Source organism: Bacillus sp. PS217, from assembly GCF_037963535.1.
GTDB classification, from domain to species: domain Bacteria; phylum Bacillota; class Bacilli; order Bacillales; family Bacillaceae; genus Bacillus; species Bacillus subtilis.
The window spans coordinates 271,870-297,774 of the sequence record NZ_CP150157.1; the positions used below are offsets into that span (position 1 = coordinate 271,870).

The 25,905-nt window shown below is 43.7% G+C and carries 27 protein-coding genes; 20 read left to right on the top strand and 7 right to left on the bottom strand.

Features of this window, described 5'->3' with window-relative positions; translation table 11 throughout:
• Positions 1-47: 47 nt before the first annotated feature.
• Complete coding sequence (locus NSQ83_RS01610) at positions 48-905, bottom strand: hypothetical protein (protein WP_204551411.1); 858 nt, start codon at positions 903-905, stop codon at positions 48-50.
• Positions 906-1,036: 131 nt separating this feature from the next.
• On the opposite strand from NSQ83_RS01610, the gene NSQ83_RS01615 reads away from it, so the two are divergent.
• The 4 genes from NSQ83_RS01615 (at position 1,037) to NSQ83_RS01630 (ending at position 4,495) form a co-directional block, all read left to right on the top strand.
• Positions 1,037-2,221 carry a DUF4885 domain-containing protein gene (locus tag NSQ83_RS01615; RefSeq protein WP_204551412.1) on the top strand — a complete coding sequence of 395 codons (1,185 nt, stop codon included), beginning with the start codon at positions 1,037-1,039 and terminating at the stop codon, positions 2,219-2,221.
• A 317-nt stretch (positions 2,222-2,538) separates the two neighbouring features.
• Positions 2,539-3,927, top strand: coding sequence for an amino acid permease (locus NSQ83_RS01620; protein WP_015252942.1), 1,389 nt, complete (start codon positions 2,539-2,541; stop codon positions 3,925-3,927).
• A 111-nt stretch (positions 3,928-4,038) separates the two neighbouring features.
• Entirely contained in the window at positions 4,039-4,287 is a 249-nt protein-coding gene (csgA, locus tag NSQ83_RS01625; protein ID WP_003234887.1) for a sigma-G-dependent sporulation-specific acid-soluble spore protein CsgA, read from the top strand.
• Positions 4,288-4,303: 16 nt separating this feature from the next.
• Positions 4,304-4,495, top strand: coding sequence for a DUF5370 family protein (locus NSQ83_RS01630; protein ID WP_003234886.1), 192 nt, complete (start codon positions 4,304-4,306; stop codon positions 4,493-4,495).
• A gap of 26 nt (positions 4,496-4,521) precedes the next feature.
• Here the strand turns inward: NSQ83_RS01630 and blaOXA are convergent, their stop codons facing one another.
• Positions 4,522-5,325, bottom strand: coding sequence for a class D beta-lactamase (blaOXA, locus tag NSQ83_RS01635; protein WP_046664306.1), 804 nt, complete (start codon positions 5,323-5,325; stop codon positions 4,522-4,524).
• Between the two features lie 172 nt (positions 5,326-5,497).
• Here blaOXA and cypC point away from each other — a divergent pair, with 172 nt between their 5' ends.
• Complete coding sequence (gene cypC, locus NSQ83_RS01640; RefSeq protein WP_046664305.1) at positions 5,498-6,751, top strand: fatty-acid peroxygenase; 1,254 nt, start codon at positions 5,498-5,500, stop codon at positions 6,749-6,751.
• A 40-nt stretch (positions 6,752-6,791) separates the two neighbouring features.
• Here cypC and NSQ83_RS01645 read toward each other — a convergent pair whose 3' ends face one another.
• Positions 6,792-7,052, bottom strand: a complete 261-nt coding sequence (locus NSQ83_RS01645; protein WP_003234883.1) for a hypothetical protein — start codon at positions 7,050-7,052, stop codon at positions 6,792-6,794.
• 267 nt (positions 7,053-7,319) lie between these two features.
• Between NSQ83_RS01645 and NSQ83_RS01650 the strand changes: the two genes are divergently transcribed.
• A complete protein-coding gene (locus NSQ83_RS01650; protein ID WP_003246447.1) occupies positions 7,320-8,939 on the top strand; it encodes an APC family permease in 1,620 nt (539 codons plus the stop codon).
• Positions 8,940-8,985: 46 nt separating this feature from the next.
• On the opposite strand, the gene NSQ83_RS01655 is transcribed toward NSQ83_RS01650, so the two are convergent.
• Positions 8,986-9,867, bottom strand: coding sequence for a glycerophosphodiester phosphodiesterase (locus tag NSQ83_RS01655; RefSeq protein ID WP_204551413.1), 882 nt, complete (start codon positions 9,865-9,867; stop codon positions 8,986-8,988).
• A gap of 98 nt (positions 9,868-9,965) precedes the next feature.
• A complete protein-coding gene (gene glpT / locus NSQ83_RS01660) occupies positions 9,966-11,300 on the bottom strand; it encodes a glycerol-3-phosphate transporter (RefSeq protein WP_003246460.1) in 1,335 nt (444 codons plus the stop codon).
• Positions 11,301-11,596: 296 nt separating this feature from the next.
• Here glpT and NSQ83_RS01665 point away from each other — a divergent pair, with 296 nt between their 5' ends.
• From NSQ83_RS01665 to NSQ83_RS01675, 3 genes are all read left to right on the top strand, one after another.
• The gene (locus NSQ83_RS01665) at positions 11,597-11,845 is read left to right on the top strand and encodes a YbeF family protein (RefSeq protein ID WP_087614234.1); all 249 of its coding nucleotides are present in this window, start codon (positions 11,597-11,599) and stop codon (positions 11,843-11,845) included.
• A 91-nt stretch (positions 11,846-11,936) separates the two neighbouring features.
• Positions 11,937-12,854, top strand: a complete 918-nt coding sequence (locus tag NSQ83_RS01670; RefSeq protein WP_122894972.1) for a helix-turn-helix domain-containing GNAT family N-acetyltransferase — start codon at positions 11,937-11,939, stop codon at positions 12,852-12,854.
• Positions 12,851-14,101 (top strand): MFS transporter, encoded by a 1,251-nt coding sequence (locus NSQ83_RS01675; RefSeq protein ID WP_204551508.1) that lies wholly within the window; start codon positions 12,851-12,853, stop codon positions 14,099-14,101. Before NSQ83_RS01670 ends, NSQ83_RS01675 begins: the two co-directional genes overlap by 4 nt.
• Before the next feature lie 253 nt (positions 14,102-14,354).
• On the opposite strand, the gene NSQ83_RS01680 is transcribed toward NSQ83_RS01675, so the two are convergent.
• Positions 14,355-15,275, bottom strand: a complete 921-nt coding sequence (locus NSQ83_RS01680; protein ID WP_204551414.1) for a DMT family transporter — start codon at positions 15,273-15,275, stop codon at positions 14,355-14,357.
• Positions 15,272-16,075: an AraC family transcriptional regulator gene (locus NSQ83_RS01685; RefSeq protein WP_204551415.1), complete on the bottom strand. Its 804-nt coding sequence runs from the start codon at positions 16,073-16,075 to the stop codon at positions 15,272-15,274. The genes NSQ83_RS01680 and NSQ83_RS01685 overlap by 4 nt, the downstream gene beginning before the upstream one ends.
• A gap of 215 nt (positions 16,076-16,290) precedes the next feature.
• Here NSQ83_RS01685 and purT point away from each other — a divergent pair, with 215 nt between their 5' ends.
• From purT to NSQ83_RS01740, 11 genes are all read left to right on the top strand, one after another.
• A complete protein-coding gene (gene purT / locus NSQ83_RS01690) occupies positions 16,291-17,460 on the top strand; it encodes a phosphoribosylglycinamide formyltransferase 2 (RefSeq protein WP_326379065.1) in 1,170 nt (389 codons plus the stop codon).
• Between the two features lie 143 nt (positions 17,461-17,603).
• Entirely contained in the window at positions 17,604-18,545 is a 942-nt protein-coding gene (gene mpr / locus NSQ83_RS01695) for a serine protease (RefSeq protein WP_204551417.1), read from the top strand.
• On the top strand, positions 18,508-18,906 hold the full coding sequence (locus NSQ83_RS01700; RefSeq protein WP_198879027.1) for a YbfJ family protein: 399 nt from the start codon (positions 18,508-18,510) through the stop codon (positions 18,904-18,906). The genes mpr and NSQ83_RS01700 overlap by 38 nt, the downstream gene beginning before the upstream one ends.
• Positions 18,907-19,076: 170 nt before the next feature.
• Positions 19,077-19,967, top strand: coding sequence for an enantioselective carboxylesterase CesB (gene cesB, locus NSQ83_RS01705; protein ID WP_198879028.1), 891 nt, complete (start codon positions 19,077-19,079; stop codon positions 19,965-19,967).
• Positions 19,968-20,161: 194 nt separating this feature from the next.
• Positions 20,162-20,695, top strand: a complete 534-nt coding sequence (gene pssA, locus NSQ83_RS01710) for a CDP-diacylglycerol--serine O-phosphatidyltransferase (RefSeq protein WP_009966430.1) — start codon at positions 20,162-20,164, stop codon at positions 20,693-20,695.
• Positions 20,686-21,174, top strand: coding sequence for a DedA family protein (locus tag NSQ83_RS01715; protein WP_003234861.1), 489 nt, complete (start codon positions 20,686-20,688; stop codon positions 21,172-21,174). Before pssA ends, NSQ83_RS01715 begins: the two co-directional genes overlap by 10 nt.
• The gene (locus NSQ83_RS01720; protein ID WP_080528866.1) at positions 21,167-21,958 is read left to right on the top strand and encodes a phosphatidylserine decarboxylase; all 792 of its coding nucleotides are present in this window, start codon (positions 21,167-21,169) and stop codon (positions 21,956-21,958) included. Before NSQ83_RS01715 ends, NSQ83_RS01720 begins: the two co-directional genes overlap by 8 nt.
• Positions 21,959-22,012: 54 nt before the next feature.
• Entirely contained in the window at positions 22,013-22,291 is a 279-nt protein-coding gene (locus NSQ83_RS01725; protein ID WP_021481898.1) for a hypothetical protein, read from the top strand.
• A 103-nt stretch (positions 22,292-22,394) separates the two neighbouring features.
• Positions 22,395-23,735, top strand: a complete 1,341-nt coding sequence (locus tag NSQ83_RS01730; RefSeq protein WP_198879029.1) for an erythromycin esterase family protein — start codon at positions 22,395-22,397, stop codon at positions 23,733-23,735.
• A gap of 107 nt (positions 23,736-23,842) precedes the next feature.
• Entirely contained in the window at positions 23,843-24,730 is an 888-nt protein-coding gene (locus NSQ83_RS01735; protein WP_151261982.1) for an AraC family transcriptional regulator, read from the top strand.
• 199 nt (positions 24,731-24,929) lie between these two features.
• Positions 24,930-25,898 (top strand): rhodanese-related sulfurtransferase, encoded by a 969-nt coding sequence (locus NSQ83_RS01740; RefSeq protein WP_003246287.1) that lies wholly within the window; start codon positions 24,930-24,932, stop codon positions 25,896-25,898.
• The last annotated feature ends 7 nt before the right edge of the window (positions 25,899-25,905 follow it).

Below are 25,905 nucleotides of genomic sequence, written 5' to 3' on the forward strand. Positions count from 1 at the left end.
TTCTAGACGGAGAATAAAAAAGAGCCGGATAACCGGCTCGGTATAAGTTAAAACTGCTTTGTCACGTCGTATTCATAATCTATTTTTGCTTTTACGTTGCTCATCGTCGATCTGGCTGTCGCTAATGTATTATATTTAAAACTCCATACCTTTGCCACACTGAGTTGATCTGACAAAGAGATATCATAAGACCCTGAAGTCGAGCTGTTTACAAGAGCACGGCGCCATTCGTTGTTTTCGCTCGTCATGATCAGGTGGCGTGTATTTCCCTGGCTTGGTGTTTGAGTGGCGGTTGTCTGAACTCTGGTTACAATGGCATCACGCGGTATCCCAGATTGGTTTGTTAAATCAACCTTGATCACGCTGGAGTCAGAACCTGAGGGGCTAAGGCTTGTATTTCCTTTATTTTCAGCAACGCCGCTGAATTGGAACGTTCCGCTGCCTGATTTGATTCGGTCTTCAATTGAAAGTGTAAAATACATGTTTCCGGTATAGGTGCCTCGTGACACTTTCACATAAAAGGTATCTGTCGTGTTTTGGGCGTCTGCATTTGCATAAATAAAAGAAGAAAACGTATTAGGGTTAATGACTTCTGTCCCTTGAGAAACAGGTATTCTATTCTTATCATAAATTTCAATTTTCATCCCTGTATACGCGCTCTGGTATGTACTCCTCACGTATACTTTTTCTCCCTTATTAGCCGTAAAAGTGAAATAGGCTTCATCTTGACCAGCTTCCAGTATTGTTGTATCGATATTTTTATATTTCCAATAACCGATCGGCATTGCGGTATCAAATGAATTGTTTCCTGTGATAGCAGTGACTCCGACAGCTGATGCCGAATACGTAAAGGTAGATAAGACAGAAAGCATAACAGCGAATTGAATAAGCCATTTTTTCACCATGCAAACAACCTCCTTTTATTTCCATCATACATAATAACGATTTAGGTGTAAATAAATGTTTTTTGAGGTTAATATATACATTATCTTCGCCGATAAAAAAGAATAAGAGAGAATACTCGGGAGGGAATTCAATGCGTCTGAATCGGCAATTTATCCGCACTCAGCTGATGGCACAGAACATATTGAGCAAGAATGCGCCTGCCAAACGGGAGAATGCGACTGAAAATCCAGCGGCAGTTCTGGAAAAGGCATACAGCAGGCTTAAGTCACAATCTTCAACTGGGGGAATCAATCAGTTCAATTATTCTAAAACCAGCGTGTCGGGAAACAGCGGGACGTTCAGCAAAGCGTATCAATCAGCGAATGATCGAACAGTGACAGACACAGGGGAAGAAACAGTGATTCAATCCCAAAACCCCTATGAATCTGAGAGTGATATCAGAATCAAAATACTAGATGAAAAATACAGCAGGATGAATGCGATTAATAAAACAAAGTCTGATCCATTAGGCTATATTAAGGATAAGTACCAAAATTCAAAGTCTCCTTATTTCAGAAGTGATCTGTCAGCTGCAGAAAGACAGGCTGCTTACGATAATGAAACAGAATGGCTATTCAAAGGGAAGGCGCAAAACTATAACCTCCAGGATGCTGCGTTTCGGAATGTCACATTTCATGGGGAAGTGGAAGCTGAGAATGAAAAGGTGTATCAGCGGGGACAGGTTAACCAGCAGCTGCAAGTGCTGTTGAATCGAAACCATATTCATATTCCAGAGGGGACAGAGCTGACGTTTACAATCACACCGATTGACTATCAGGTGCGGGTGAGCGGGACAGACGATCAGGATCTGATCAAGCAAATTGAGCAAGTGCTGCAATCTGGAGACAACAGCAAAGAACTATTTTTACACATCATGAAAAGCCAAAGCAGTGATTCAACACAATTTTCCGAAGAGGCCTATCAAAAGTATCAGACTGCTCGTGAGATGTACGAAGTCACAGGCTATCAATTGAAGGATTTAGAAGTCATTGATGGACGGTACGTCACGCCTGAGGGACGTGACTTAATAGATGTATATAAGGAAGAACTTGAAAAAGATCCAGTACAGAAGCAAACGGCTTCTTATGCTATATCTTACTATCGTTCAGAGCTCAGTAAAATCGCGGAAGCCGGGTATAATGCCATTCCGGATTTCATCCTATCAATTGATTACAGCAATGGATCTCTGAGAGATGTGGGACAAAGCAAGAGCTATGGGACCGGAGATACCGGGTGGCTTGAAGCATTAAAGCGTCAAACGGGTGTGAATTATTAAGTAAGCTGTTCATGTAGGACAGCTTATTTTTTATGAGAATCTAAGGGGTGTATTAATTAGAATATTCAAACAATTTTATTATTTTTATATAAAAGATTTTAAAAGAAGTGAACGATTCAAAACTCTGAACAAAGGTGTTTACCTGAAAAAAACAATTGTATTTTCCAGAGAAATTTATTATGATGAAATAAGTAATTTAGGAGATTATATAACAATTTTAAGTTTGAATTTTCTGATTGTTATCACTGATTCATGTGAAGGCAAGCAGGTCTGCTGTTTTCTCATTTATGAGTATTTTGTTAGGAGGAGGAAGAGGAGTGGCAAATAAAGAATTAAAGAGGGGCCTGGGCGCGCGCCATATTCAGATGATCGCCTTGGGCGGTACAATCGGTGTTGGTTTGTTTATGGGTTCTGCCAGCACGATTTCATGGACTGGCCCATCTGTCCTTCTGGCTTATGCAATATGCGGAATTTTTATCTTTTTTATTATGCGTGCGATGGGTGAAATGCTGTATGTCGAGCCGAGCACAGGTTCTTTTGCGACGTTCGGCCATCAATATATTCATCCGATGGCAGGTTATATAACAGCATGGAGCAACTGGTTCCAGTGGATTATCGTCGGCATGTCAGAAATTATCGCTGTCGGTTCTTATATGAAGTATTGGTTCCCGGATTTGCCTGCTTGGATACCTGGTATCGTGGCAATGGTGATTCTTGGTGCGGCGAATTTAATTTCTGTTAAGTCGTTTGGGGAATTTGAGTTTTGGTTTGCGATGATTAAAATCGTGACGATTATCTTGATGATTATTGCGGGAATCGGAATTATTTTCTTCGGTTTTGGCAATGGCGGAGATGCGATCGGTTTGTCGAACCTGTGGTCTCACGGGGGCTTCTTTGCAGGAGGTTTCTCGGGTTTCTTCTTTGCACTGTCTCTTGTCATTGCGGCCTATCAAGGAGTTGAGCTGATCGGGATTACAGCGGGTGAAGCGAAGGACCCGCAAAACACGCTAAGAAATGCGATTCAAAGTATTATCTGGCGTATTTTGATTTTCTACATTGGTGCTATTTTTGTGATCGTGACGGTGTATCCTTGGGATGAGCTCAACTCACTCGGAAGTCCGTTTGTGTCTACGTTCTCGAAAATTGGAATTACGGCAGCGGCCGGCATTATTAACTTTGTCGTGATTACTGCTGCAATGTCCGGCTGTAACAGCGGTATTTTCAGCGCGGGCCGCATGCTGTATACACTGGGTGTCAATGGACAAGCACCGAAATTCTTTAAGAAGATTTCACGCAATGGTGTGCCGCTGTATGGCACAATTGCGGTGCTGATCGGTTTGGCTGTCGGTGTTGTGCTGAACTATATCGCTCCGCCGAAGATCTTTGTCTATGTATACAGCGCAAGCGTGCTCCCAGGGATGATTCCTTGGTTTATCATTTTGATCAGCCATATCGGATTCAGAAAAGCGAAGGGTGCTGCATTAGATAAACATCCATTCAAAATGCCGTTTGCTCCTTTTACAAACTATTTGACGATTGCTTTCTTGCTGATGGTTCTGGTTGGCATGTGGTTTAACGATGATACTCGTATCTCTCTGATTGTAGGTGTAATTTTCTTAGCGCTTGTGGTCATTAGTTATTATGTGTTTGGGATTGGCAAACGCACGCAGGCCAATTTGACAAAAAGCGAACAAGCAGCTGAATAACGATAAAAAAGAGACATTCGCGGATGTCTCTTTTTTTATTTTTTGCGTATGGATTTTCCCTATTTTAGCAAGCTATAGGGTAAAGATAGCAGAAGGAAAGGTGTTCATAAAATGGATGTTACACTCGGTTATTTGCGCGAATCACTTTCGAATCATCTAGAAAATGAAGTGTGCCAGCGTATTTGCAAGAAGATGCTGGCGAAGCGTTATGCAAATGAAGAGGAATTTGTAAAAGACTTAGATGATAATGAAATGTCTTTTTTGAACCATGTATTAGAAAAAGAAATTAAGTATGCCCAGAATGAACAGGATCAAAAACGGGCCAAGGAATTAAACGAGGTGTATGAATTACTGCTTTGAGAAAGGCGGGTAAGAAATGGGAGCAATTGAACGAAGCGGATATACATTTCAGCCGGAGTTTAGCGTTGTCCGTCAAAACGGAGCCATCCATGTGTACCACCAAGGAGAGTTTGTGGAAGAAATCGAATTTGAATTTAACGGGGAATATCCCGATCATGATTTGATTGAAGAGCTTGTGAATCATTATTGTTTTGAGCATGAGATTTAGAGCCCTGTCGTGCAGGGCTCTTTTATTTAGGATGTGATCAGCCCATACTTTTTCAGGATATCCACGGTGATGTTTTTGGCTTTTGTGCCGGAATCATCGACATTGGTGACAAAGACATAAGAGCCATGCTCTGTTTTGATGAATCCGACAAACCATCCTAATCCCATATCTGTCAGGCGAGTTCCGGTTTTCCCGTAGAGCGTGTAATGATCGCCTTCCTCTTGAATCATCATGCGCTTGACGGTTTTCATTACCGGCTTGTCAAATGGAAGCTCCTCGTTAGCCAGTTTCTCCAAAAAAGTTTCTTGTTCCAGCGGAGATATTGTGAGCGAGCTTTGCAGCCAAAACTGGTCGATTCCCCCGCTGATATCCTCGTTGCCGTAAGATAGTGTATGAAGCCATGTTTTCATTCTTTCCTCGCCGATATCTCTCGCTAATGCCTGATAATACCAGATTGCGGATTCGCGCATGGCCGAGCCAAGCGTATGGTCGCGGTTCCATGATTCGAATTCACGCTTGACCCCGTCCCATCGTTTAACATCGTATTCATCTCTTACAGCTTTGACCTGCAAACCGATTAAAGCGTTCACGACTTTAAAGGTGGATTGCGGAGTTTGTCTTTGATTTGCCCGTTTTCTGTTATAGACAAATGTCTGATCCTTTTGTAAATCGTGAAGAATGAAGGTTCCATCCGTATCCTTGAATTCATCATCGACATTCATTTTGCTGACATTCAAGTGTTTTTCATGAGCAGATGATGCTGCGTGGACGGAGAAGCCGCCGATCCCTGCAATACTCAGCACAAGCACAACATATATCCATTTTTTCATTTTGTTCTCCCCTTCGTTTTGATTAACTACCTTTTCTCTCTTTCGTTTGTTCTTCCTTTAAAAAATAATCAAAAAGCGCTTAAATTTGGTTTTGTAAACAAATACTGTTACTGGGTTTATAGTCGGAAGATAACGTGAAAATAGAGGGTAAAAAGGAAGGCAGGGTAAGCGGATGAATGAGCAGATTCCACATGACAAAAGTCTCGATAACAGCCTGACACTGCTGAAGGAAGGGTATTTATTTATTAAAAACAGAACAGAGCGCTACAATTCAGATCTGTTTCAGGCCCGTTTGTTGGGAAAAAACTTTATTTGCATGACTGGCGCTGAGGCGGCGAAGGTGTTTTATGATACGGATCGATTCCAGCGGCAGAACGCTTTGCCTAAGCGGGTGCAGAAATCGCTGTTTGGTGTTAATGCGATTCAGGGAATGGATGGCAGCGCGCATATCCATCGGAAGATGCTTTTTCTGTCATTGATGACACCGCCGCATCAAAAACGTTTGGCTGAGTTGATGACAGAGGAGTGGAAAGCAGCAGTCACAAGATGGGAGAAGGCAGATGAGGTTGTGTTATTTGAAGAAGCAAAAGAAATCCTGTGCCGGGTAGCGTGCTATTGGGCAGGTGTTCCGTTGAAGGAAACGGAAGTCAAAGAGAGGGCGGATGACTTCATTGACATGGTCGACGCGTTCGGTGCTGTGGGACCGCGGCATTGGAAGGGAAGAAGAGCAAGGCCGCGTGCGGAAGAGTGGATTGAAGTCATGATTGAAGATGCTCGTGCCGGCTTGCTGAAAACGACTCCCGGAACAGCGCTGCATGAAATGGCTTTTCACACACAAGAAGATGGAAGCCAGCTGGATTCCCGCATGGCAGCCATTGAGCTGATTAATGTACTGCGGCCTATTGTCGCCATTTCTTACTTTCTGGTGTTTTCAGCTTTGGCGCTTCATGAGCATCCGAAGTATAAGGAATGGCTGCGGTCTGGAAACAGCCGGGAAAGAGAAATGTTTGTGCAGGAGGTCCGCAGATATTATCCGTTCGGCCCGTTTTTAGGGGCGCTTGTCAAAAAAGATTTTGTATGGAATAACTGTGAGTTTAAAAAGGGCACATCGGTGCTGCTTGATGTATATGGAACGAACCACGACCCTCGTCTATGGGATCACCCCGATGAATTCCGGCCGGAACGATTTGCGGAGCGGGAAGAAAATCCGTATGATATGATTCCTCAAGGCGGGGGGCACGCCGAGAAAGGCCACCGCTGTCCAGGGGAAGGCATTACAATTGAAGTCATGAAAGCGAGCCTGGATTTCCTCGTCCATCAGATTGAATACGATGTTCCGGAACAATCACTGCATTACAGTCTCGCCAGAATGCCGTCATTGCCTGAAAGCGGCTTCGTAATGAGCGGAATCAGACGAAAAAGTTAAATTAAAAAGCTCTCTTCCTTTATCGAAGAGAGCTTTTTGATTACTTCTTTTTTTCATCGTAGTATTGGACGGGATACATGGAGCCTTCTGATACCATTTTGTTGTCCTCGATATCTTGCGGGTCCGGGTGGCCGGCTTTATCAACTGGGAACGTTTCCATGTCTGGCTGTTTTGTTATTTTCATCTTCATGCTGTGAATGAATTCTCTTGCCTTTTGGCGATTTGACGGGTCTTTTAATAGATAAGAAGTGATGCCGACAGTTGAAACAGCGAGACCTGAAAGTAACAGCTTTTGTTTCATGGTGATACTCCTTTCTATTTTAAGAATAGTGTTTCCTGTATCATTCCCGTTTTGGAAATAGCTAAACCTATTGTGTTTTTATCATTGGAATTCACAGTAAATTCCATTTAAGAAGAAATTAGTGACTTCATTCCTGTATTGGAAGGTAATATACATTGACTTATTATCGTTTCAGTCAAAATTCGATAAATATTGACAAAGTAAAGTAATCAGAATAATAATATAATTAGCAAGAGAATGTCATCATACATGAAAGGTGTTTACGATATGAATCAATTGCATCGAAGAATGGGAACGTTTTCCCTCATGATGGTCGGGCTCGGGTCGATGATCGGTTCAGGCTGGCTGTTCGGGGCTTGGCGTGCTGCTCAAATAGCAGGACCAGCTGCTATTATTTCATGGGTTATTGGAATGGTCGTCATTTTATTTATTGCTCTTTCTTATAGTGAACTAGGTTCTATGTTCCCTGAAGCGGGGGGAATGGTAAAATATACGCAATATTCACACGGTTCGTTTATCGGTTTTATTGCGGGCTGGGCCAACTGGATTGCAATTGTGTCCGTCATTCCGGTTGAAGCGGTGGCCTCCGTTCAATATATGAGTTCTTGGCCATGGGAATGGGCGAAATGGACAAGCGGTTTGGTGAAGAATGGAACGCTGACTGGGGAAGGGCTAGCATTTGCCTCTGTATTGCTTCTCATTTATTTTCTGCTGAACTACTGGACAGTCAATCTATTTTCGAAAGCGAATTCATTAATTACGATTTTTAAAATTATTATTCCGGGTCTTACGATTGGAGCTTTGCTGTTTGTCGGATTCCACGGAGAAAACTTTACTGGCGGTCAAAGCATTGCGCCGAATGGCTGGGCAAGTGTGCTGACGGCGGTTGCCACTTCAGGTATCGTTTTTGCGTTTAACGGTTTCCAAAGCCCGATTAATATGGCGGGTGAAGCAAAAAATCCGGGGAAATCAATTCCGATTGCGGTTGTCGGCTCTCTTTTCGTTGCGACAGTGATTTATGTCCTGCTGCAGATCGCCTTCATCGGAGCGGTGAATCCTTCTGATATTGCTCACGGCTGGAGCCATTTGAATTTTAATTCTCCTTTTGCTGATCTGGCGATTGCGCTGAATATTAACTGGCTAGTTATTGTGTTATATGCGGATGCATTTGTATCACCGTCTGGAACAGGGATTACGTATACGGCGACAACGTCCCGAATGATTTACGGAATGGAAAAAAACAAATACATGCCGAGTATATTCGGGAAGCTTCATCCGATTTACGGCGTTCCGCGACAAGCAATGTTCTTTAACTTGATTGTGTCGTTCATCTTTTTGTTCCTGTTCAGAGGGTGGGGCGTATTAGCGGAAATTATTTCCGTTGCTACGTTAATTTCTTATATCACCGGCCCGATCACAGTCATGACATTGAGACGGACGGGGAAAGACCTGTACAGGCCTCTTCGTTTAAAAGGTTTAAACGTGATAGCGCCGCTTGGATTTATTTTTGCATCACTGGTGCTGTATTGGGCGCGCTGGCCGTTAACAGGGCAGGTTCTGTTTATTATCCTGATCGGTCTTCCGATTTATTTCTATTATCAGGCGAAGGCGAAATGGAAAGGGTTTGGCCGGAACTTTAAAGCCGGCGTCTGGATGGTGTTTTATCTGCTGGCCATGATGGTCATTTCTTATTTGGGCAGTGATAAATTCGGCGGCCTGAATGTCATTCATTATGGCTGGGATATGGTTCTGATTGCGATGGTATCACTTGTATTCTATGTGTGGGCGCTGAAGAGCGGCTACCAGACAGAATACTTAAAGGATGCGAAAGAGATAAATTCTCAGCTGCTTAATGGACAGTCAGAAGCTGCTGCCGGAAAAGAATAAAATAAATAAGAAAACCTTGCGATAGTTGTCGCAAGGTTTTTTGCTTTTAATAACCCTTTTTTACTTTGTGGAAAAGATCAGGATAGTTGGTGAACACTCCTGTTACGCCCCAATCAAGCAGGCGATGCATATCAGCTTCATTATTGACTGTGTAAGGATGAAGCAGGAGGCCGTGGCTGCGGATCATACGGACGTTTTCTTGATTTAAAGCTTTATAATCCGGGCCCGCACCGACAGCGTATGTTTTGATTTCTTCCAGGGCAGCATCTGTCATTGACGCCATTTGTTTGGCTTCCAGCAATTGAACGGTCGGCAGGTTTGGCTGTAATTGATGGACTTTTACTAGGCTTTCTTTGCTGAACGATTGAATGATCACCTGGCCTGGCTTAGAATGTTTGCCCAGTAATTTATGTTTCTGCAAAGAAGCGATCAGTTTTTCTTCCATACCTGGGTAGGTGTCAGGCGATTTTGTTTCAATGTAGTAGTTCGCGTGCTTTCCGAAACGGTCTAATACCTCTTCTAATGTAGGAACTTTAAGGCCGACGTACTGCGGCTTTGCTTTTTCCGGATAGGCTTCATTAAACCAAGAACCGGCGTCAAGCTTCTTAATGTCTGCGAGCGTATGGTCTTTCACCCAGCCCGTTCCGTTTGTGGTACGGTCCAGTTTTTCATCGTGCATGACAATCAATTTCCCGTCTTTTGTCATTTGCAGATCCAATTCAATATAATCAGCTTTCATTTTCTGAGCGGTTTCGTAAGACAGAATCGTGTGCTCAGGCACATATCCAGAAGCCCCTCTGTGCGCGACGGTCAGGATACGGTCAGGTGACAGCAGGTTTCCTTTTGACGCTGCCGACACTGGCGTTACCATAAATAAGAGTAAGCCCAGCGACAGAACAAACAAGGCCAGTATTCTATTTTTTCTCATGATTTCTCCTCCTTATAGATAAGCACTACCTGTCTTTCATATTAAAAAATGGATGTAAACGGCGTGTTGGAAAACTATTAATCTTTTATGTGTCTTTCTTAAACATGCTCTGCCCGTTTTCCTGTATTCCACGTCAAAGCCAAGAAGACGATGGCAAGAATGCAGGATGAGATCAGCATGATAAAGCCGCCGTTCCAATTAAAGCGGTCAACGACAAAGCCCATAATGGCATTTGCGAAAGCGGATCCGCCGATGTATCCGAAAAATCCGGTCAAACCGGCTGCAGTTCCGGCTGCTTTTTTCGGTGCAAGATCAATTGCTTGAAGGCCGATCAGCATAACAGGTCCGTAGATTAAGAAGCCAATGCTGATCAGGGCGATATTGTCCACGAGCGGATTGCCGGCCGGATTCAGCCAGTACACCAATACGGCAATGAAAACACCCGCCATAAACAAAACGCCTGCCGGTGCCCGGCGGCTTTTGAAGAATCGGTCACTGATCCAGCCGCACAAGATCGTTCCCGGTATGCCTGCGTATTCGTAAAGAAAATACGACCAGCGTGAGTCTTCAGGAGAAAAGCCTTTGGCTTCTGTTAAGTAAGTAGGCGCCCAGTCAACCACGCCGTATCGCACGAAATAAACAAATACATTGGCAAAAGCGATGTACCAAAGAAATTTGTTGTTCAACACATATTGAAAAAGAATTTCTTTTGTTGTTAATTCTTTTTCCTGATTTTTAAAAGCGTGTTTTGGATAGTCATTCCGATACTCTTCAATTGGCGGGAGTCCGCAGGATTGAGGCGTATCACGAACCAATAAAACAATTAAAAATGAAATGATAATGGCGATGATGGCAGGGAAGAAAAACACGCTTTTCCAAGTGACGAACATCGCGATCCCAAGAGTGACAAGCGGAGCAAGAATACCGCCGCCTATGTTATGGGCGACATTCCAGATTGACATTTTTGTGCCGCGTTCACTTATGGAGAACCAATGGGCCATCGTCCTGCCGCATGGCGGCCAGCCCATTCCTTGAAACCATCCATTGATAAACATAAAAATAAACATGATGGTGACGCTCGAAGTCACCCAAGGCATTGAAACGAATAGAATATTAACGATTGCTGATAAAAATAGGCCTGTCGCCAGAAAATATCTCGGATTACAGCGGTCAGACACCATTCCCATGATGAATTTGCTGAAGCCGTACGCAATGGACACAGCGGCCAGCACCAAACCCAGTTCTGTTTTCGAAAATCCCTGTTCCTGCAGATAAGGAATGGCAAAGGCAAAGTTTTTCCGCAGCAGGTAGTAGCCTGCGTAGCCAATGAAAATACCAATGAATACTTGCAGCCTGAGCCGTTTGTATGCCGCATCCATCTTTGAATCATCCAGTCTCTCAATATGAGGAGCCGGTTTAAATATATTAAGCATTAATAATTATCCCCCTTTGCTGTTTGTGCTGGATGTGTGGCGTGCCTCCTTTCCCGAAAAACAAAAAGAGCCAGAAAACACCCCTTGTCAAAAGGGGTTGGATTCCTGGCTCTCCTCATCTCCATCCAAGCTATTAACTTATCATGATAGCGCTTTCTTAAATTATCATAGTCCGGAGCGAATGTAAACGGGTAATTTTCAAATTGGGCCTTAGGGAAGTAAATATTATCCTTTTACTAAATGCAATTATATTTTTTTACTAGTAACATAAAAATCTGGAGGGAGGCTGTTTAAAGGTGGATGAATTAGATATCGCATTCTTTATTTTACCGTTAGGAATTATGCTGCTATCGATTATCGGGACCTGTATTTGTAAAAACCCGTATCTGATGCCAATGCTTAGTTTGGTGATTTCTCTTGTGCTCACCTTTACCATTTTTAATCAATCATTTTTGGGATGGGCTGTTGTCTATAGCTTGGTTTCTCTGGCTTTATCCTATATCACATTGATTGTGGTAAGGAAAAGGAAGGAATCAGGAAATTAAAAAGACCTCACTTTCTAATATATCGTTGACTAAAGCAACTATATGTGATTATAATTGCCTTAGTCAACGATATTAGAAAGTGGGGATTGATTTGAAAACAAGAGAATCATCTGTCGGATTAAAATTCAGAAAGTTCAATCGATTTTATACAAACGTCCTTGGTTTCCTTAATGAGCACATTTACGACAGCCCGTTTTCCTTAACAGAAACACGGATTTTATTTGAGATTTATAATACGCCTAATTGTACGGCAAAAGCTCTTCAGGATAAGCTGGGGCTTGACCGGGGATATGTCAGCAGGATTGTGAAGCAGTTTGAAAAAGAAGATTTGATCTATAAACAGAGGAGCAAAGATGACGCCCGCCAACATTATATTTTTGTCACAGAAACAGGAAAAACGATTTATAAAAAGCTGGAGGAGAAAGCCAACGAACAAGTAGAACTGATGCTGAAGGAAATCAACCAAAAGGAGCAGCACAAGCTTGCCGAGGCGATGGCAGAGATTGAAGCGATCCTTTCACAGTCGCTTTCTGCCAGAGCATCAGAGATATCGATAAGAGATTATTTTCTTTCGGAGGATCTTCAACTCCTTATTGAGAAACAAAGACAATTTTACGCGGAGGCTCACGGTTGGGATGACACGTTTTTAGCTTATCTTCAGGAGACATTTGACGCTGACATCGAAAAAATATGGATTGCGGAAAGCGGCGGGAAATTTGCCGGCTCTGTCGGGTTGGTCAAGCACGATGAAAAGACAGTCCAGCTCAGATGGTTTCTGGTTGATGCGGATTTTCGGGGCAGGGGGCTCGGCACGCAATTGCTGGAGCATCTGGTTGCATACTGCCAAGACATGAAGTTTGACCGCATTTTCCTTTGGACGGTGAGCACCATGGCTGAGGCTCGTCCGCTCTATGAAAAATTTGGATTCAGGATAAGTGAAGTAAAACAAGAAGCGCCATTATGGGGACAGCAGCTGACAGAAGAACGGTGGGATTTGGAGCTGTCATGAAAAGACTGCATTATGCGTGGATCATCGTCTCCGTCACCTTTTTGATCTTATTGGCGGTTCAGGGGGTGCGGCTGTCGTTTGGTGCGTTTGTGGAGCCGTGGGAACGGCAGTTTTCAATGGATAGAAGCACCATCTCGCTGATTTCGACGGTGAGTTTTATTGTTTATGGCATATCACAGCCTGTGATCGGTCGGCTTGTGGACAAATGGGGTGCCCGGGCTGTTTTGGCATGGAGTGCGTTACTGACAGGAGTCAGCATTTTCTTAACATACCTTGTGACTTCGCCTTGGCAGCTGTTTTTGCTTTATGGGCTGGGTGTCTCGCTTGGAGTTGGCGGAGCGTCGAATGTGGCGGCAAGTGTATTGGTCGTCAATTGGTTCAGCAAAAAGCGGGGACTAGCCTTTGGGATCATGGAAGCAGGCTTTGGCGCGGGGCAAATGCTTCTCGTTCCCGGCTCACTCATGTTGATCCATTGGTTTAGCTGGAAGCTGACGGTTGTGGTGTTGGGACTGCTGTTAATCGTGATTGTCTTTCCGGCTGCGCTGCTGATGCTTCGGAACAATCCTTCAGAAAAGAATACAGAGCCGATAGGCGGACTGGCTGCATCAGAAAAAGAAACAGCACCCAAAACAACAGCTCTTTCAGTGGCCGGGATGTTTCGTATGAGGCAATTCTGGTTCTTGATTTTTCCGTTTTTGATCTGTGGATTTACGACCGTGGGGCTGATGGATACCCATTTGATTCCGTTTTCTCATGATCATGGCTTTTCAACGAGAGTCACGAGTGCTGCTGTCAGTCTGCTGTCAGGCTTTAATATTGCTGGCATCTTGCTGTCCGGAATTGTAGCGGACCGGTGGAGCAGCCGGAAAATCCTGTGCTTTTTATATGCGGTGCGGGCGCTGTCGATCGTGATTCTTATTTACAGCCACGAGCCCTACTTGCTTTTAACCTTTGCGATTCTGTTTGGATTAGTGGATTTTGCAACGGTAGCACCGACTCAAATGCTCGCCACCCAGTACTTTCAAAACTACTCGATCGGCCTCATGATTGGCTGGCTGTCACTCGCCCATCAGATCGGATCGGCACTAGGTGCGTATGTGCCCGGCGTCATCTATACGGTAACGGGTGAGTATACACTGGCTTTTTATTTGTCGATTGGAATGCTCGTGCTTGCGAGCGTAATGAATGTGATGCTGAGGGAGCCTGCGGCGGTCACGCGTGACAGTGCGTCTGTGGTAGACAAGTGATGAGGACAAAGGGAAAGCATCTCTGATTTGGGATTATTCAGAGATGCTTTTTTTGTATTTTTGTTCTAATACGAAGTCGATCATACCGACTATGCGGGCGTTTTCGGAATTTTATTTGAAGCGTTCTGAACGATTATAAGCGTAAAACCTCAAACATCTATTGGGAAGTTGAGACTATTTAACATATTTTCATAGTTGATTTGTAACGCAGCGTGAGATGTCTGTCGTCTACCCATAAACTGTAATTTAGACATTAAGCATCCATTTTACATTCGTTCTCCATCAGCTTCGCTTTCGGTTTCATCTCCGAGATGTAGAGGCCTAAAAGCGTAAGGGCGCCTCCTAGAAGAGCGATCCATGTCATGTTTTCATGCAGGACCAGGACGGAAGCGGCGATCGTGATAACCGGGACCATGTAAATATACGCACTGGATTTGACGGCTCCGAGCACGCCGACTGAATAATTCCAAGTGGCGAAGCACAGGGCAGAAGCGCCAATGCCTAGGAAAAGCATGTTAAGCGCATTCGAAGCAGATGAAAATCGGCTCAGGCCAAAATGGAAGTCGAACAAAAATAAGGCGGGAACCATAAACAATAAGCCGTACAAAAATACTCTCTGTGTCAACTCGATGATGTGGTATTCGTAAGCGCTTAATTTTTTCATGAATATCGAGTATCCGCCAAACACGAGAGCAGCCCCGGCTGCCATGATGTCTCCGAGCGGATTTAGACGCAGTACCACATTGCCGTTAAACGTAATCAATAAAAGCCCGATCAGTGCCGAGACAAATCCAATCAAAAAAGTCAGACGCAGTTTTTCGCCTTCGAGCAGAAAATGGGCCAAAACCGCAGTGATCATCGGTATAATGGACACGATCATGCCGACATTGGATGCGTATGTATAGGTGAGAGCTATATTTTCTAATAGAAAGTATAAGGTTACGCCAAATAAACCAGCTCCGGCAAACAACAGCTCCTGCCGCCAATTTCTGAACGGAATCATGTTGGGACGGACGAGGATAAGAGCGATAAAGCCCATCAAAAACCGATAAAATAATATTTCCATTGGAGAGAAGTCAGCCAGCAGAACTTTTGTCGAAATAAAGGTCGTCCCCCAAATCAGAATGGTCACAATGGCTGCGATATGCCCCGAAGTTTCTCTTTGTATGTTCATCTGTGAAGCTCCTTTTCAAAAATCTTCATGTATTGCTTCGGCGTCAGCCCCACCTGCCGTTTAAAAAACTTCGTCATATGACTCTGATCGCTGAATCCTGTCTGAAATGCCGCATCAATCGGCCTTACCCCTTGTTCAAGGAGTTTTTTGGCTTGATTAATCCGGATTGTTTCCATGTAGCTATTAGGGGTAATGCCTTTTTGTTTTGTAAATGAACGCAATAAATGATACTTGCTCCAGCCTGTTAATTCACTCAAATCATTGAGTGTAACATTTTCGGCATAATGCTCTTCTAAAAATTCACAAACCATTTTGACTTCGTCTGATGGTTCTGGAACGCTGCTAAGGAACGTGACATCTGAATAATGGCGGATCAGCTCCTCCTTACGCAAAGCTTGTTTTTCCTCGGATATCAAAATATGCAATTCCTGCAGGCTGGCTGTCAGCTCATGGCGGAATAACACATGCTGGGAGAAATAAGGGAGATGCCCGGAGCCAGTAATCTCTTTCACCGCCTTCTCCATGATATCCGGCATGACATTGATACACCGATAATCAAGCGTCCGGCCGTCAATCTGTTCACAGCTATGCGTGTCACGGGGGTTAAAGAGGAGAAGATCACCTGGATTGATGATATATTCTTGATCCTGACAGGCCAGATACCGCTGCCCTTTTTCAATAAATCCAATCACATAATAATCGTGAAAGTGGTTCGGGAACTTCTGCATAATTCCCTTGAAGCGGTAGGCTTCTATATGAAGGTGTGGGTCAAGCTGCAGTGTGCGGGTTTCGTTTTGCATGGGATGCCTCCTGTCGGTGTGGTGGTCTTGAATTAAGTGTAGCATGATTTAGGGGGATTTCTTGTATGATGTTGCTGTTTAGGAATAGAGAAAGCAGACCGTTATTGGTCTGCTTTCGTCTAAGAATTTAAAAGATTTTAACCCTCAATAATAATTTTATCTTTTTTAATAAAAATTTATTTTTCGAATATTTCAGTTATAATGGTTTGGAACAGATAGGAGGGGCAAAGATGTATCAATCAAAGAAGGTTTTATTGTTAGGTTCAGGTGAATTAGGTAAAGAGGTAGTGATTGAAGCCCAGCGTCTTGGGGTACAGACGGTGGCAGTTGACAGTTACGAGCATGCTCCGGCGATGCAGGTTGCGCATAACAGTTATGTCGTTGATATGCTGGACCCAGAGCAGATCAGAACCATCATTGAGAAAGAAAAGCCGGATTTGATTGTGCCTGAGGTTGAGGCGATTGCGACGGATGAATTGCTGAAGCTTGAAGAGGAAGGATTTCACGTTATCCCGAATGCCCGTGCGGCCAAGCTGACGATGGATCGGGAAGGCATCAGACGACTTGCGGCGGAAACGCTTGGACTTGCGACAGCTGGCTATGAATTTGCGAATACATATGATGAATTTATACAAGCGGCAGCTCAGATCGGTTTTCCTTGTGTCGTTAAACCATTGATGAGTTCTTCTGGAAAAGGCCAAAGTGTGTGCCGCTCTGAAGCGGATTTAGAGAGCTGCTGGGAGACGGCGATGGAAGGCGGACGGGTGAAAAACGGCCGCGTGATCGTTGAGGAGTTTATCCCTTTCGAATCAGAAATCACACTCTTAACCGTACGTGCGGTTAACGGTACGGCATTTTGTGAGCCGATTGGTCATGTGCAAAAGGACGGGGATTATATCGAATCGTGGCAGCCGCATGATATGACAGAGCAGCAAATAGAAGAAGCGAAGCATATTGCGAAAACGATCACGGATGAGCTTGGCGGATACGGCCTGTTTGGTGTTGAGCTGTTCCTTGCGAAAGATAGGGTATATTTCAGTGAGGTATCTCCTCGTCCGCATGATACGGGTCTTGTCACGCTGGTGACGCAAAATTTGTCAGAATTTGCGCTGCATGTCCGGGCGATTCTCGGCTTTCCGATTACAGAAATCACACAGCTTTCTCCTGGCGCCAGCAAGCCCCTCAAAGCGCCGGAAGAATTAGCGGATTACACTGTTGAAGGATTGGAAAACGCACTGGCAGTCCCAAAGACTCAAGTGCGCGTCTTTGGAAAGCCGATAACAAAAGCCGGACGTCGTATGGCAGTTGCGCTTTCTGCTGCTGATTCAGTTGAAACGGCAAGAGAGAATGCAAAGAAAGCGTTGGACCAGCTAATTTTAAAATAGAGTTTGAACAGGCCTTGTCATCGTACAAGGCCTGTTTTTTTCTTCCTCCATAAAAGTTTTATCATAAGAATCAGAAACCTGATTATAATGTAAAAGTCTTCCATCAATACGGGTGGTTGACACTAAAGGAGGGAGATGACAAAATGAAATTAGTTCCAAGATTCAGAAAACAATGGTTCGCTTACTTAACGGTTTTGTGTTTGGCTTTGGCAGCAGCGGTATCTTTTGGCGAACCGGCAAAAGCGGCAGAGAACCCGCAAACTTCTGTATCGAATACCGGTAAAGAAGCTGATGCTACGAAAAACCAAACGTCAAAAGCAGATCAGGTTTCCGCCCCTTATGAGGGAACCGGAAAAACAAGTAAATCGTTATACGGCGGCCAAACGGAACTGGAAAAAAACATTCAAACCTTACAGCCTTCGAGCATTATCGGAACTGATGAACGCACCAGAATCTCCAGCACTACATCTTTTCCATATAGAGCAACCGTTCAACTGTCAATCAAGTATCCCAGCACTTCAAGCACTTATGGATGTACCGGATTTTTAGTCAATCCAAATACAGTCGTCACGGCTGGACATTGTGTTTACAGCCAGGATCATGGATGGGCTTCGACGATAACCGCCGCGCCGGGCCGCAATGGTTCGTCATATCCGTACGGCACTTATTCAGGCACGATGTTTTACTCCGTCAAAGGATGGACGGAAAGCAAAGACACTAATTATGATTACGGAGCTATTAAATTAAACGGTTCTCCTGGAAACACGGTTGGCTGGTACGGCTACCGGACTACAAACAGCAGCAGTCCCGTGGGTCTTTCCTCGTCAGTGACAGGATTCCCGTGTGACAAAACCTTTGGCACGATGTGGTCTGATACAAAGCCGATTCGCTCCGCTGAAACGTATAAGCTGACCTATACAACCGATACGTACGGCTGCCAAAGCGGCTCGCCTGTTTATCGAAACTACAGTGATACAGGGCAGACAGCGATTGCCATTCACACGAACGGAGGATCGTCATATAACTTGGGAACAAGGGTGACGAACGATGTATTCAACAATATTCAATATTGGGCAAATCAATAAATACAGCAAACTAGCCATATTCATGTCTATTTTGTTTTTATGCGGATGTAGTTCGCAGACGCATTCTTCTCAAAAAGAAACGACTATTCCTGTCACTCTTCATGTGGAGGATGCTAAGGGGCTGCCGGTCGCAGGGGTTCAAGTGACGATTGTCAAAGCGCCCTCTTCAGATAAGGAGCCGAGTACAGAGATTGGCGAGATACTTGGTAAAACAGACAAAAACGGAGATATCAAATGGGATACCGGCAGAAAAGGCGATTACTCAGTCGCGTTGACGAAGGGTGAAACATCAGTAACCCATCAGATCTCGTTAACAGAGGATAAAAAAGATCATGCCATTCCATTAGTCTTCAAAGAATAGCAGTTTCCTTGATTTTAAGGGAACTGCCTTTTTTATTTATTGCAGGAAACCAAACTATATACTGGAAATTTATTATGTGAGATAATAAGAAATAGGTATTTTTTCTTACGAGACAAAAGGGGCGTTATCCCTTATTTTATATCAATCAAACCCGGAGGAAAAAGAAGAAAATGATACAAGATTCAATGCAGTTTGCCGCGGTTGAAAGTGGTCTGCGCTTTTACCAGGCATATGATCAAAGCCTTTCTTTGTGGCCGATTGAGTCGGAAGCATTCTATGTTTCTACTCGTTTTGGAAAAACACATATCATTGCAAGTGGGCCAAAGGACGCACCTTCGCTCATTTTGCTTCACGGAGGCCTTTTCAGCTCTGCGATGTGGTATCCGAATATCGCAGCGTGGAGCAGTCAATTTCGTACATATGCGGTCGATATAATAGGAGACAAAAATAAAAGTATACCATCAGCAGCCATGGAAACGAGAGCTGATTTTGCAGAATGGATGAAAGATGTCTTTGATTCTCTTGGACTTGAGACGGCACACCTGGCCGGCCTTTCGCTTGGCGGGTCCCATATCGTGAATTTCTTACTCCGCGCGCCTGAAAGAGTAGAGCGGGCGGTTGTTATGAGTCCCGCTGAAGCGTTTATTTCATTTCATCCGGATGTCTATAAATACGCTGCAGAGCTTACAGGGGAAAAAGGAGCTGAATCATATATCAAGTGGATCACAGGCAACAGTTATGATCTGCATCCTTTACTGCAAAGACAAATTGTGGCGGGCGTGGAATGGCAGGATGAACAAAGGAGCCTGAAACCGACAGAAAACGGCTTTCCGTACGTGTTCACAGACCAGGAATTGAAATCGATACAAGTCCCGGTACTGCTGATGTTCGGTGAGCACGAGGTCATGTACCATCAGCAAATGGCCTTTGAGCGGGCTTCGGTATTGGTGCCGGGAATTCAGGCTGAATTCGTAAAGAACGCCGGACATCTGTTATCTCTGGAGCAGCCAGAGTACGTCAATCAACGCGTCTTGTCCTTTTTATGCGGGGGGATAAAATAGTAAGGAACATGAAAAGATTGGCATTCGTTTTTCAAAAGGTAACAAATGTTGTATAATAATAGAATTTGAATGCTGCTTTTTTGGGAGCATTCTATGTTATCATGCTTATTGGAGAAAAATTTTTCCTGTAACGCTATTCGATCACTATCGTCAAATAATATAGATGGTTTTACAATTGGAGGTTTGGTTACACTGTGAATTACATCCCCTGTATGATTACGATAGGAAACTTCATTTGCGGATTGCTGGCGATTCATTCCTTGCTATATCACAACATTCATTCAGCAGTGCTTTTTATTTTTACAGGCATGTTCCTTGATTTCTTTGACGGGATGGCTGCTCGTAAGCTGAATGCCGTTTCTGATATGGGGAGAGAACTGGATTCGTTTGCCGATCTGGTTACGTTTGGGGTGGCTCCTTCTATGCTTGCTTACAGTGTCGCGTTGTATACCCTGCCATTTATCGGGATCTTATGCGCATTGACGTACAGCATTTGCGGAATGCTTCGCCTCTCTAAATTTAACATTGAACAAAGCAAGCTCCCGACATTTATCGGTATGCCGATTCCGTTTGCGGGCATGTGTCTCGTTATTCTAAGCTTCACCTATAACCCGATCCTTCTGGCAATCGGCACTTGCGGACTCTCATATTTGATGGTGAGTAAAATAAAATTCCCTCATTTTAAAAAACATGCGGCAGAAAACCTGGAGTCTGGGAGATGGAATTAGTTCAGCAGCTCATAGCGGATTACGGTTATCTCGCTATTTTTTTGATGCTGGTATTAGGAATTGTAGGATTGCCGATTCCAGATGAAGTGATGATGACCGTTGTTGGCTATTTCACGCATACCGATGTATTGAATTATGAGCTTTCGATATTGATTAGTTTTGTCGGGGCTTTGTTAGGTATGCTGATCAGCTACATGATTGGCAGAAAAGCCGGACGCCCGTTTATTGACAAGTACGGCAAGTGGGTCGGCTTAAAAGAAAAAAGAATGATGAAAGTGGAAAAATGGATGAAGAAATACGGTCCATATTCTCTTATTTTAGGTTATTTTATTCCCGGCGTCAGACATGTGACGTGCTACTTTTCGGGGATCGGCAAAATGGATCTGAAAACGTATGTTGCGTTTGCTGCAATCGGCGCCTTTTTATGGTGCTTTGTTTTTATTACAATCGGAAGGGTTATAGGGATTATTCATGTTTAATACGGCTGTAAAGATTCTGTATCGATCATTGATAGAGCTGACGAATCATCGTTTGTCATCCTATCTGATTAAAGGATTTTGCGAGTCGAAAATCAGCAAACCGGTCATTCCGCTTTTCTCAAAACATTTTCGGCTGAATTGGGATGATGTGGACGGTACGGCTGCTGATTACGGATCGCTGTCCGAATTGTTCATTCGACAAATAAATCTGGAGCGGCGCCCTGTGTCAAAAGAGGCGCATGCGGTGGTCAGCCCTGTTGATGGTGTAGTTCAGACGGTAGGAATCATCAACCCGAATCAAACCTTTACGGTGAAGGGAAAAGATTACTCATTCGCTGAGCTGACCGGCTGTAAAAGCGCAGACCATCAATACAATGGCGGTTACTTCGTCGTGCTGTATCTAAGCCCGAGGCATTATCACCGTTTCCATTCTCCGATCAGCTGCAGGTATCAAAAGCTGGCCGAGCTTGGAAATCGCTCATACCCGGTAAATCAACTAGGCTTAAAATACGGGAAAGATGTGCTGTCGAAAAATTACCGGTTTGTGTACGAGCTGAATAGCGGCAGCCGAAATCTCCTGATGATTCCTGTCGGCGCGATGAATATTAATTCTATCGTGCAGACGAATACCCGTACTGAATTGGAGATCGGCGAAGAGCTGGGATACTTTTCATTTGGCTCAACGGTCATTTTGATTTTTGAAAAAGACGCGTTCCAGCCGTCCGCCCATTTAGCAGAAGGCCAAGAAGTCCAAGTCGGAGAACTGATAGGTTATGAAGAGTAAAAAGAGGAGCTTGCATAAACGCAGCGCCTCTTTTTTTGAAGAAAGGTGAGACTTATGGAGAAACAAATCATCAGCTGGATTACAGATTATCAGAACACCGGAGATGAAGCCGTCCTGCGGCAAGTGCGAGAAGTGTGCTGGCCGATCGTTGAAGCGGTTTTGCAAGAGAAGGCAATAGATGATGAACAAGCGAACAATTTGCGCGAAAAAGGAATCGAGCGGTTTCCATTCATCATCAGCAAATACCAAGCGGATGTGCAGCTTCCGGTTGAGACATTTTTACGAAATACGTATCGGTTTTACTTTCATCAGGTGATGAGAGAATCCAGCTAAAGCTTCTTTCAACAGAGAAGCTTTTTTGTTGGCAGGAAAAGGAAACTTTTTCTATATCTATCTCGTAATGACTAGAGAACCTAGCAGAAAAGGAGAGATAGAATTGAAACGAATGATAGTGAGAATGATCCTGCTGCTGCTGATTGTCTGTCTAGCGTTTTCTTCTTTTTCAGTCTCGGCACGTGCTGCTTCTGAAGAAAAATATTGGGGTTCATGGATTGAACGACATGCACAGCCGCTGGATGCTTCCAATGCTTCAAACAAAGACCTTCGCTTTCTGAAGAAGGTGCTGAAAGGAAAACGAATCGTTCAGTTAGGAGAAACGACACATGGCGCTGGCGAAATCAATGCCACAAAGGTCAGAATGATCAAATACCTCCACGAAGAGCTGGGATACGATGTATTGGCCTTTGAGTCCGGTTTTCCTGATACAAATGCATCCTACCTTAATATGGACCAATTAACCCCTAAAAGCACGATGAAAAACTCCATTTACGCTGTATGGCACACAGAAGATGTTGTTGAATTGTTTGATTACATGAAAGAGCAAAAAGAGAAAGGCGATCCGCTGATCCTTACCGGTTTTGATATTCAAAGCATGAAGAATTCATTCAATGATGCTGCGACTCATTGGGTAAAAGCGGTGGACCCTGAGAAAGCAGAGTTGCTCTCCCAATCAGAAAATGATTTTTCAACATTAGTGACAGACAGCAATACGTTTGATGAATTTTCGCAAAAGAAGGAAAAGCTTGTGAAAAACTATCAGAAGCTGATCAAGTTCACTAAAACACATGCTTCAGAGCTAAAAGAAAACCTTCCAAAAGAGCCGAAAGCTTATGAGATGTTTATGCATTCTCTTCAGCTGAGAATTGACGTAATGGAAACGTATATGCTGGAAGAAATGAAAGAAAAACTAGAGGAGTATCCGGAGAATATTGAGGATTTTTCATTCTTTATGAGAGACCGCATGATGGCTGAACAATTTCAGTGGGTAGCTGACACCCTTTATCCGAAAAAGAAAATCATTGTCTGGGGCCACAATTACCATCTACGCAAACAGAATACGAAGATGATAAAGGACTGGGTACAGCTAAACGGCTCTAACATGGGTGATTATTTGCCGGAGCGGCTGAAAAAACAAACATATACGATTGGCATTTATGCTTACTCAGGTGCGAGTCTTGATAGCTCCGATAATAAGACTGTTAAGCCGGTTACAAGCCCGCCGCCGTCTGGGAGCCTTGAAGCTTTGCTGAAAGCGGCGGACCGACCGGCTGTTTTTGTTGATTTTCTCCATACAAAAAACAAGAAAGGCACTTCGTGGATGTATACCCCCCGCACAGCACTCTATTGGGGATTCACAGAAGAGCAGCTGATCCTTAAGGAACAATATGACGGTGTCATTTGGCTGGAGCATATCACGCCCTCTGTCATTATCAAGTGAGCGGTGTCCCCTGTGGTAAACAGGGGATTTTTACATATCGCAAAAATAATCAAAACATATAATCCGTGATCCATTATTCTAAAACAGAAAGGAGATTGGAGCGTGCAATGTATTATGAAAAAGCTGTCCAGAAAACAATCAATTGGATTGAATCACATTTACATGAGCAAATATCAAACGAGGATATTGTTAACGTTTCAAGCTTTTCAAAATTCCATTTTCATCGGATTTTTCAAAAAGAAGTCGGCATGTCGGTTGCTTCTTATATTCGGTTAAGACGTCTTGCGAATGCGGCGGCAGCTTTGCTTTATACAGATCATCGTATTATCGATATTGCTTTGTATTATCAGTTTGAATCTCAAGAAGCATTTACGAGGACGTTCAAAAAGATGTATCACATGCCGCCAGGAGCATACCGAACATTTATGAAACGCTTTACTTCAAAAAGGGAGGAATCTTACATGGAGAAAAAAATGAAAGGCTGGGTATTGAGCGGGAGCCATCCGTTCCAATTCGAAATGGGGATTGACCGGGAAAATGTACATCAGGGAAAAGCTTCAGGGTATTTAAAGTCAACGATGGTGCAGGATATCGGTGAATTTGCGACGATGATGCAGCAATTCAAAGCAGATCGCTATCTAGGAAAAAGGCTTCGTCTATCAAGTTTTATCAAAACAAAGGGGGTGCAGCATTTTGCCTCACTTTGGATGCGGGTTGACAGTGCTGCTGATGATGTTCTCCAATTTGATAATATGAGCAACAGACCTATTACCGGAACAACCAATTGGAATCATTATGCTATCGTTTTAGATGTCCCAGAAAATAGCGCTGTGATATCTTTTGGCGTTCAATTATCTGGGCCGGGTCAGGTGTGGATGGATCATGTTGTTTTTGAAGAGGTAGATGAGAGCGTTCCTTCAACAAACCTTGAAATGCCGGGAGAACTTTTAGATGAACCGGTAAATTTATCTTTTGAAGAGGAACTACAAAAATAGTTTTCAGACAACTATTTTTATTAGTGAGTTATTGGAAAATACTATTTGTTATTAATAAACCCTTGTGCTGCTTAGGTTTGTAAGAGCTTGGATATTTTTATCAGTCTGGGCGGATCTGTTCATCTTTGCGGCATTTTCCTGTATGATATAGTAAGAGTGTGCATAGCAACTAACTATAATTGAACAGGGTGTTTAAAACATGGAAAAACAATACAGAGTATTACTTTACTATAAATATGTTCCGATTGAAGATCCAGAGGCGTTTAGAGAGCAGCATCTGGCTTTTTGTAAGGAGCTTGGTTTGTTAGGCCGTATCCTTGTTTCTTCTGAAGGAATTAACGGTACGGTATCAGGTACGGTTGAACAGACTGAAAAATATATGGAAACAATGAAAGCTGATCCTCGTTTTGCGGACATGGTATTTAAAATTGATGAAGCAGAAGGCCATGCCTTCAAAAAAATCTTCGTCCGCCATAAAAAAGAGCTTGTAACGCTTCGTCTGGAAGATGATGTCGATCCGAACGAAACAACAGGCCAGCATTTGAAGCCTGCAGAATTTTATGAGAAGATGCAGGATCCAAACACAATTGTAATCGACGCGCGTAACGATTACGAGTATGACCTTGGCCATTTCAGAGGTGCGGTCCGTCCTGACATCGAAGCCTTCCGCGAATTACCTGAATGGATTGAAGAACACAAAGATATGCTTGAAGGCAAAAAGATTTTAACGTACTGTACAGGCGGCGTGCGCTGTGAAAAGTTCTCAGGATGGCTGGTGAAGCAAGGCTTTGAAGATGTAGCACAGCTTGACGGCGGAATCGTGACATACGGAAAAGATCCTGAGGTGCAAGGCAAGCTTTGGGACGGCCAGTGCTACGTATTTGATGAAAGAATCAGCGTGCCTGTCAACCGTGTTGAGCATGTGATTGTCGGCAAGGACTACTTTACAGGAGAACCGTGTGAGCGTTATGTGAACTGCGCAAATCCATCTTGCAATAAAAAAATGATATGCACACCGGAAAATGAGTATAAATATATGCGCAGCTGCAGCCACGAATGCCGCACGAACCCAAGAAACCTGTATGTGAAAGAGCATAATATGACAGAAGAAGAAGTAAACGCAAGACTGGCAGCGATTGAAACAGAAGATCACGCTGCTGCTGAATAAAAAAAGA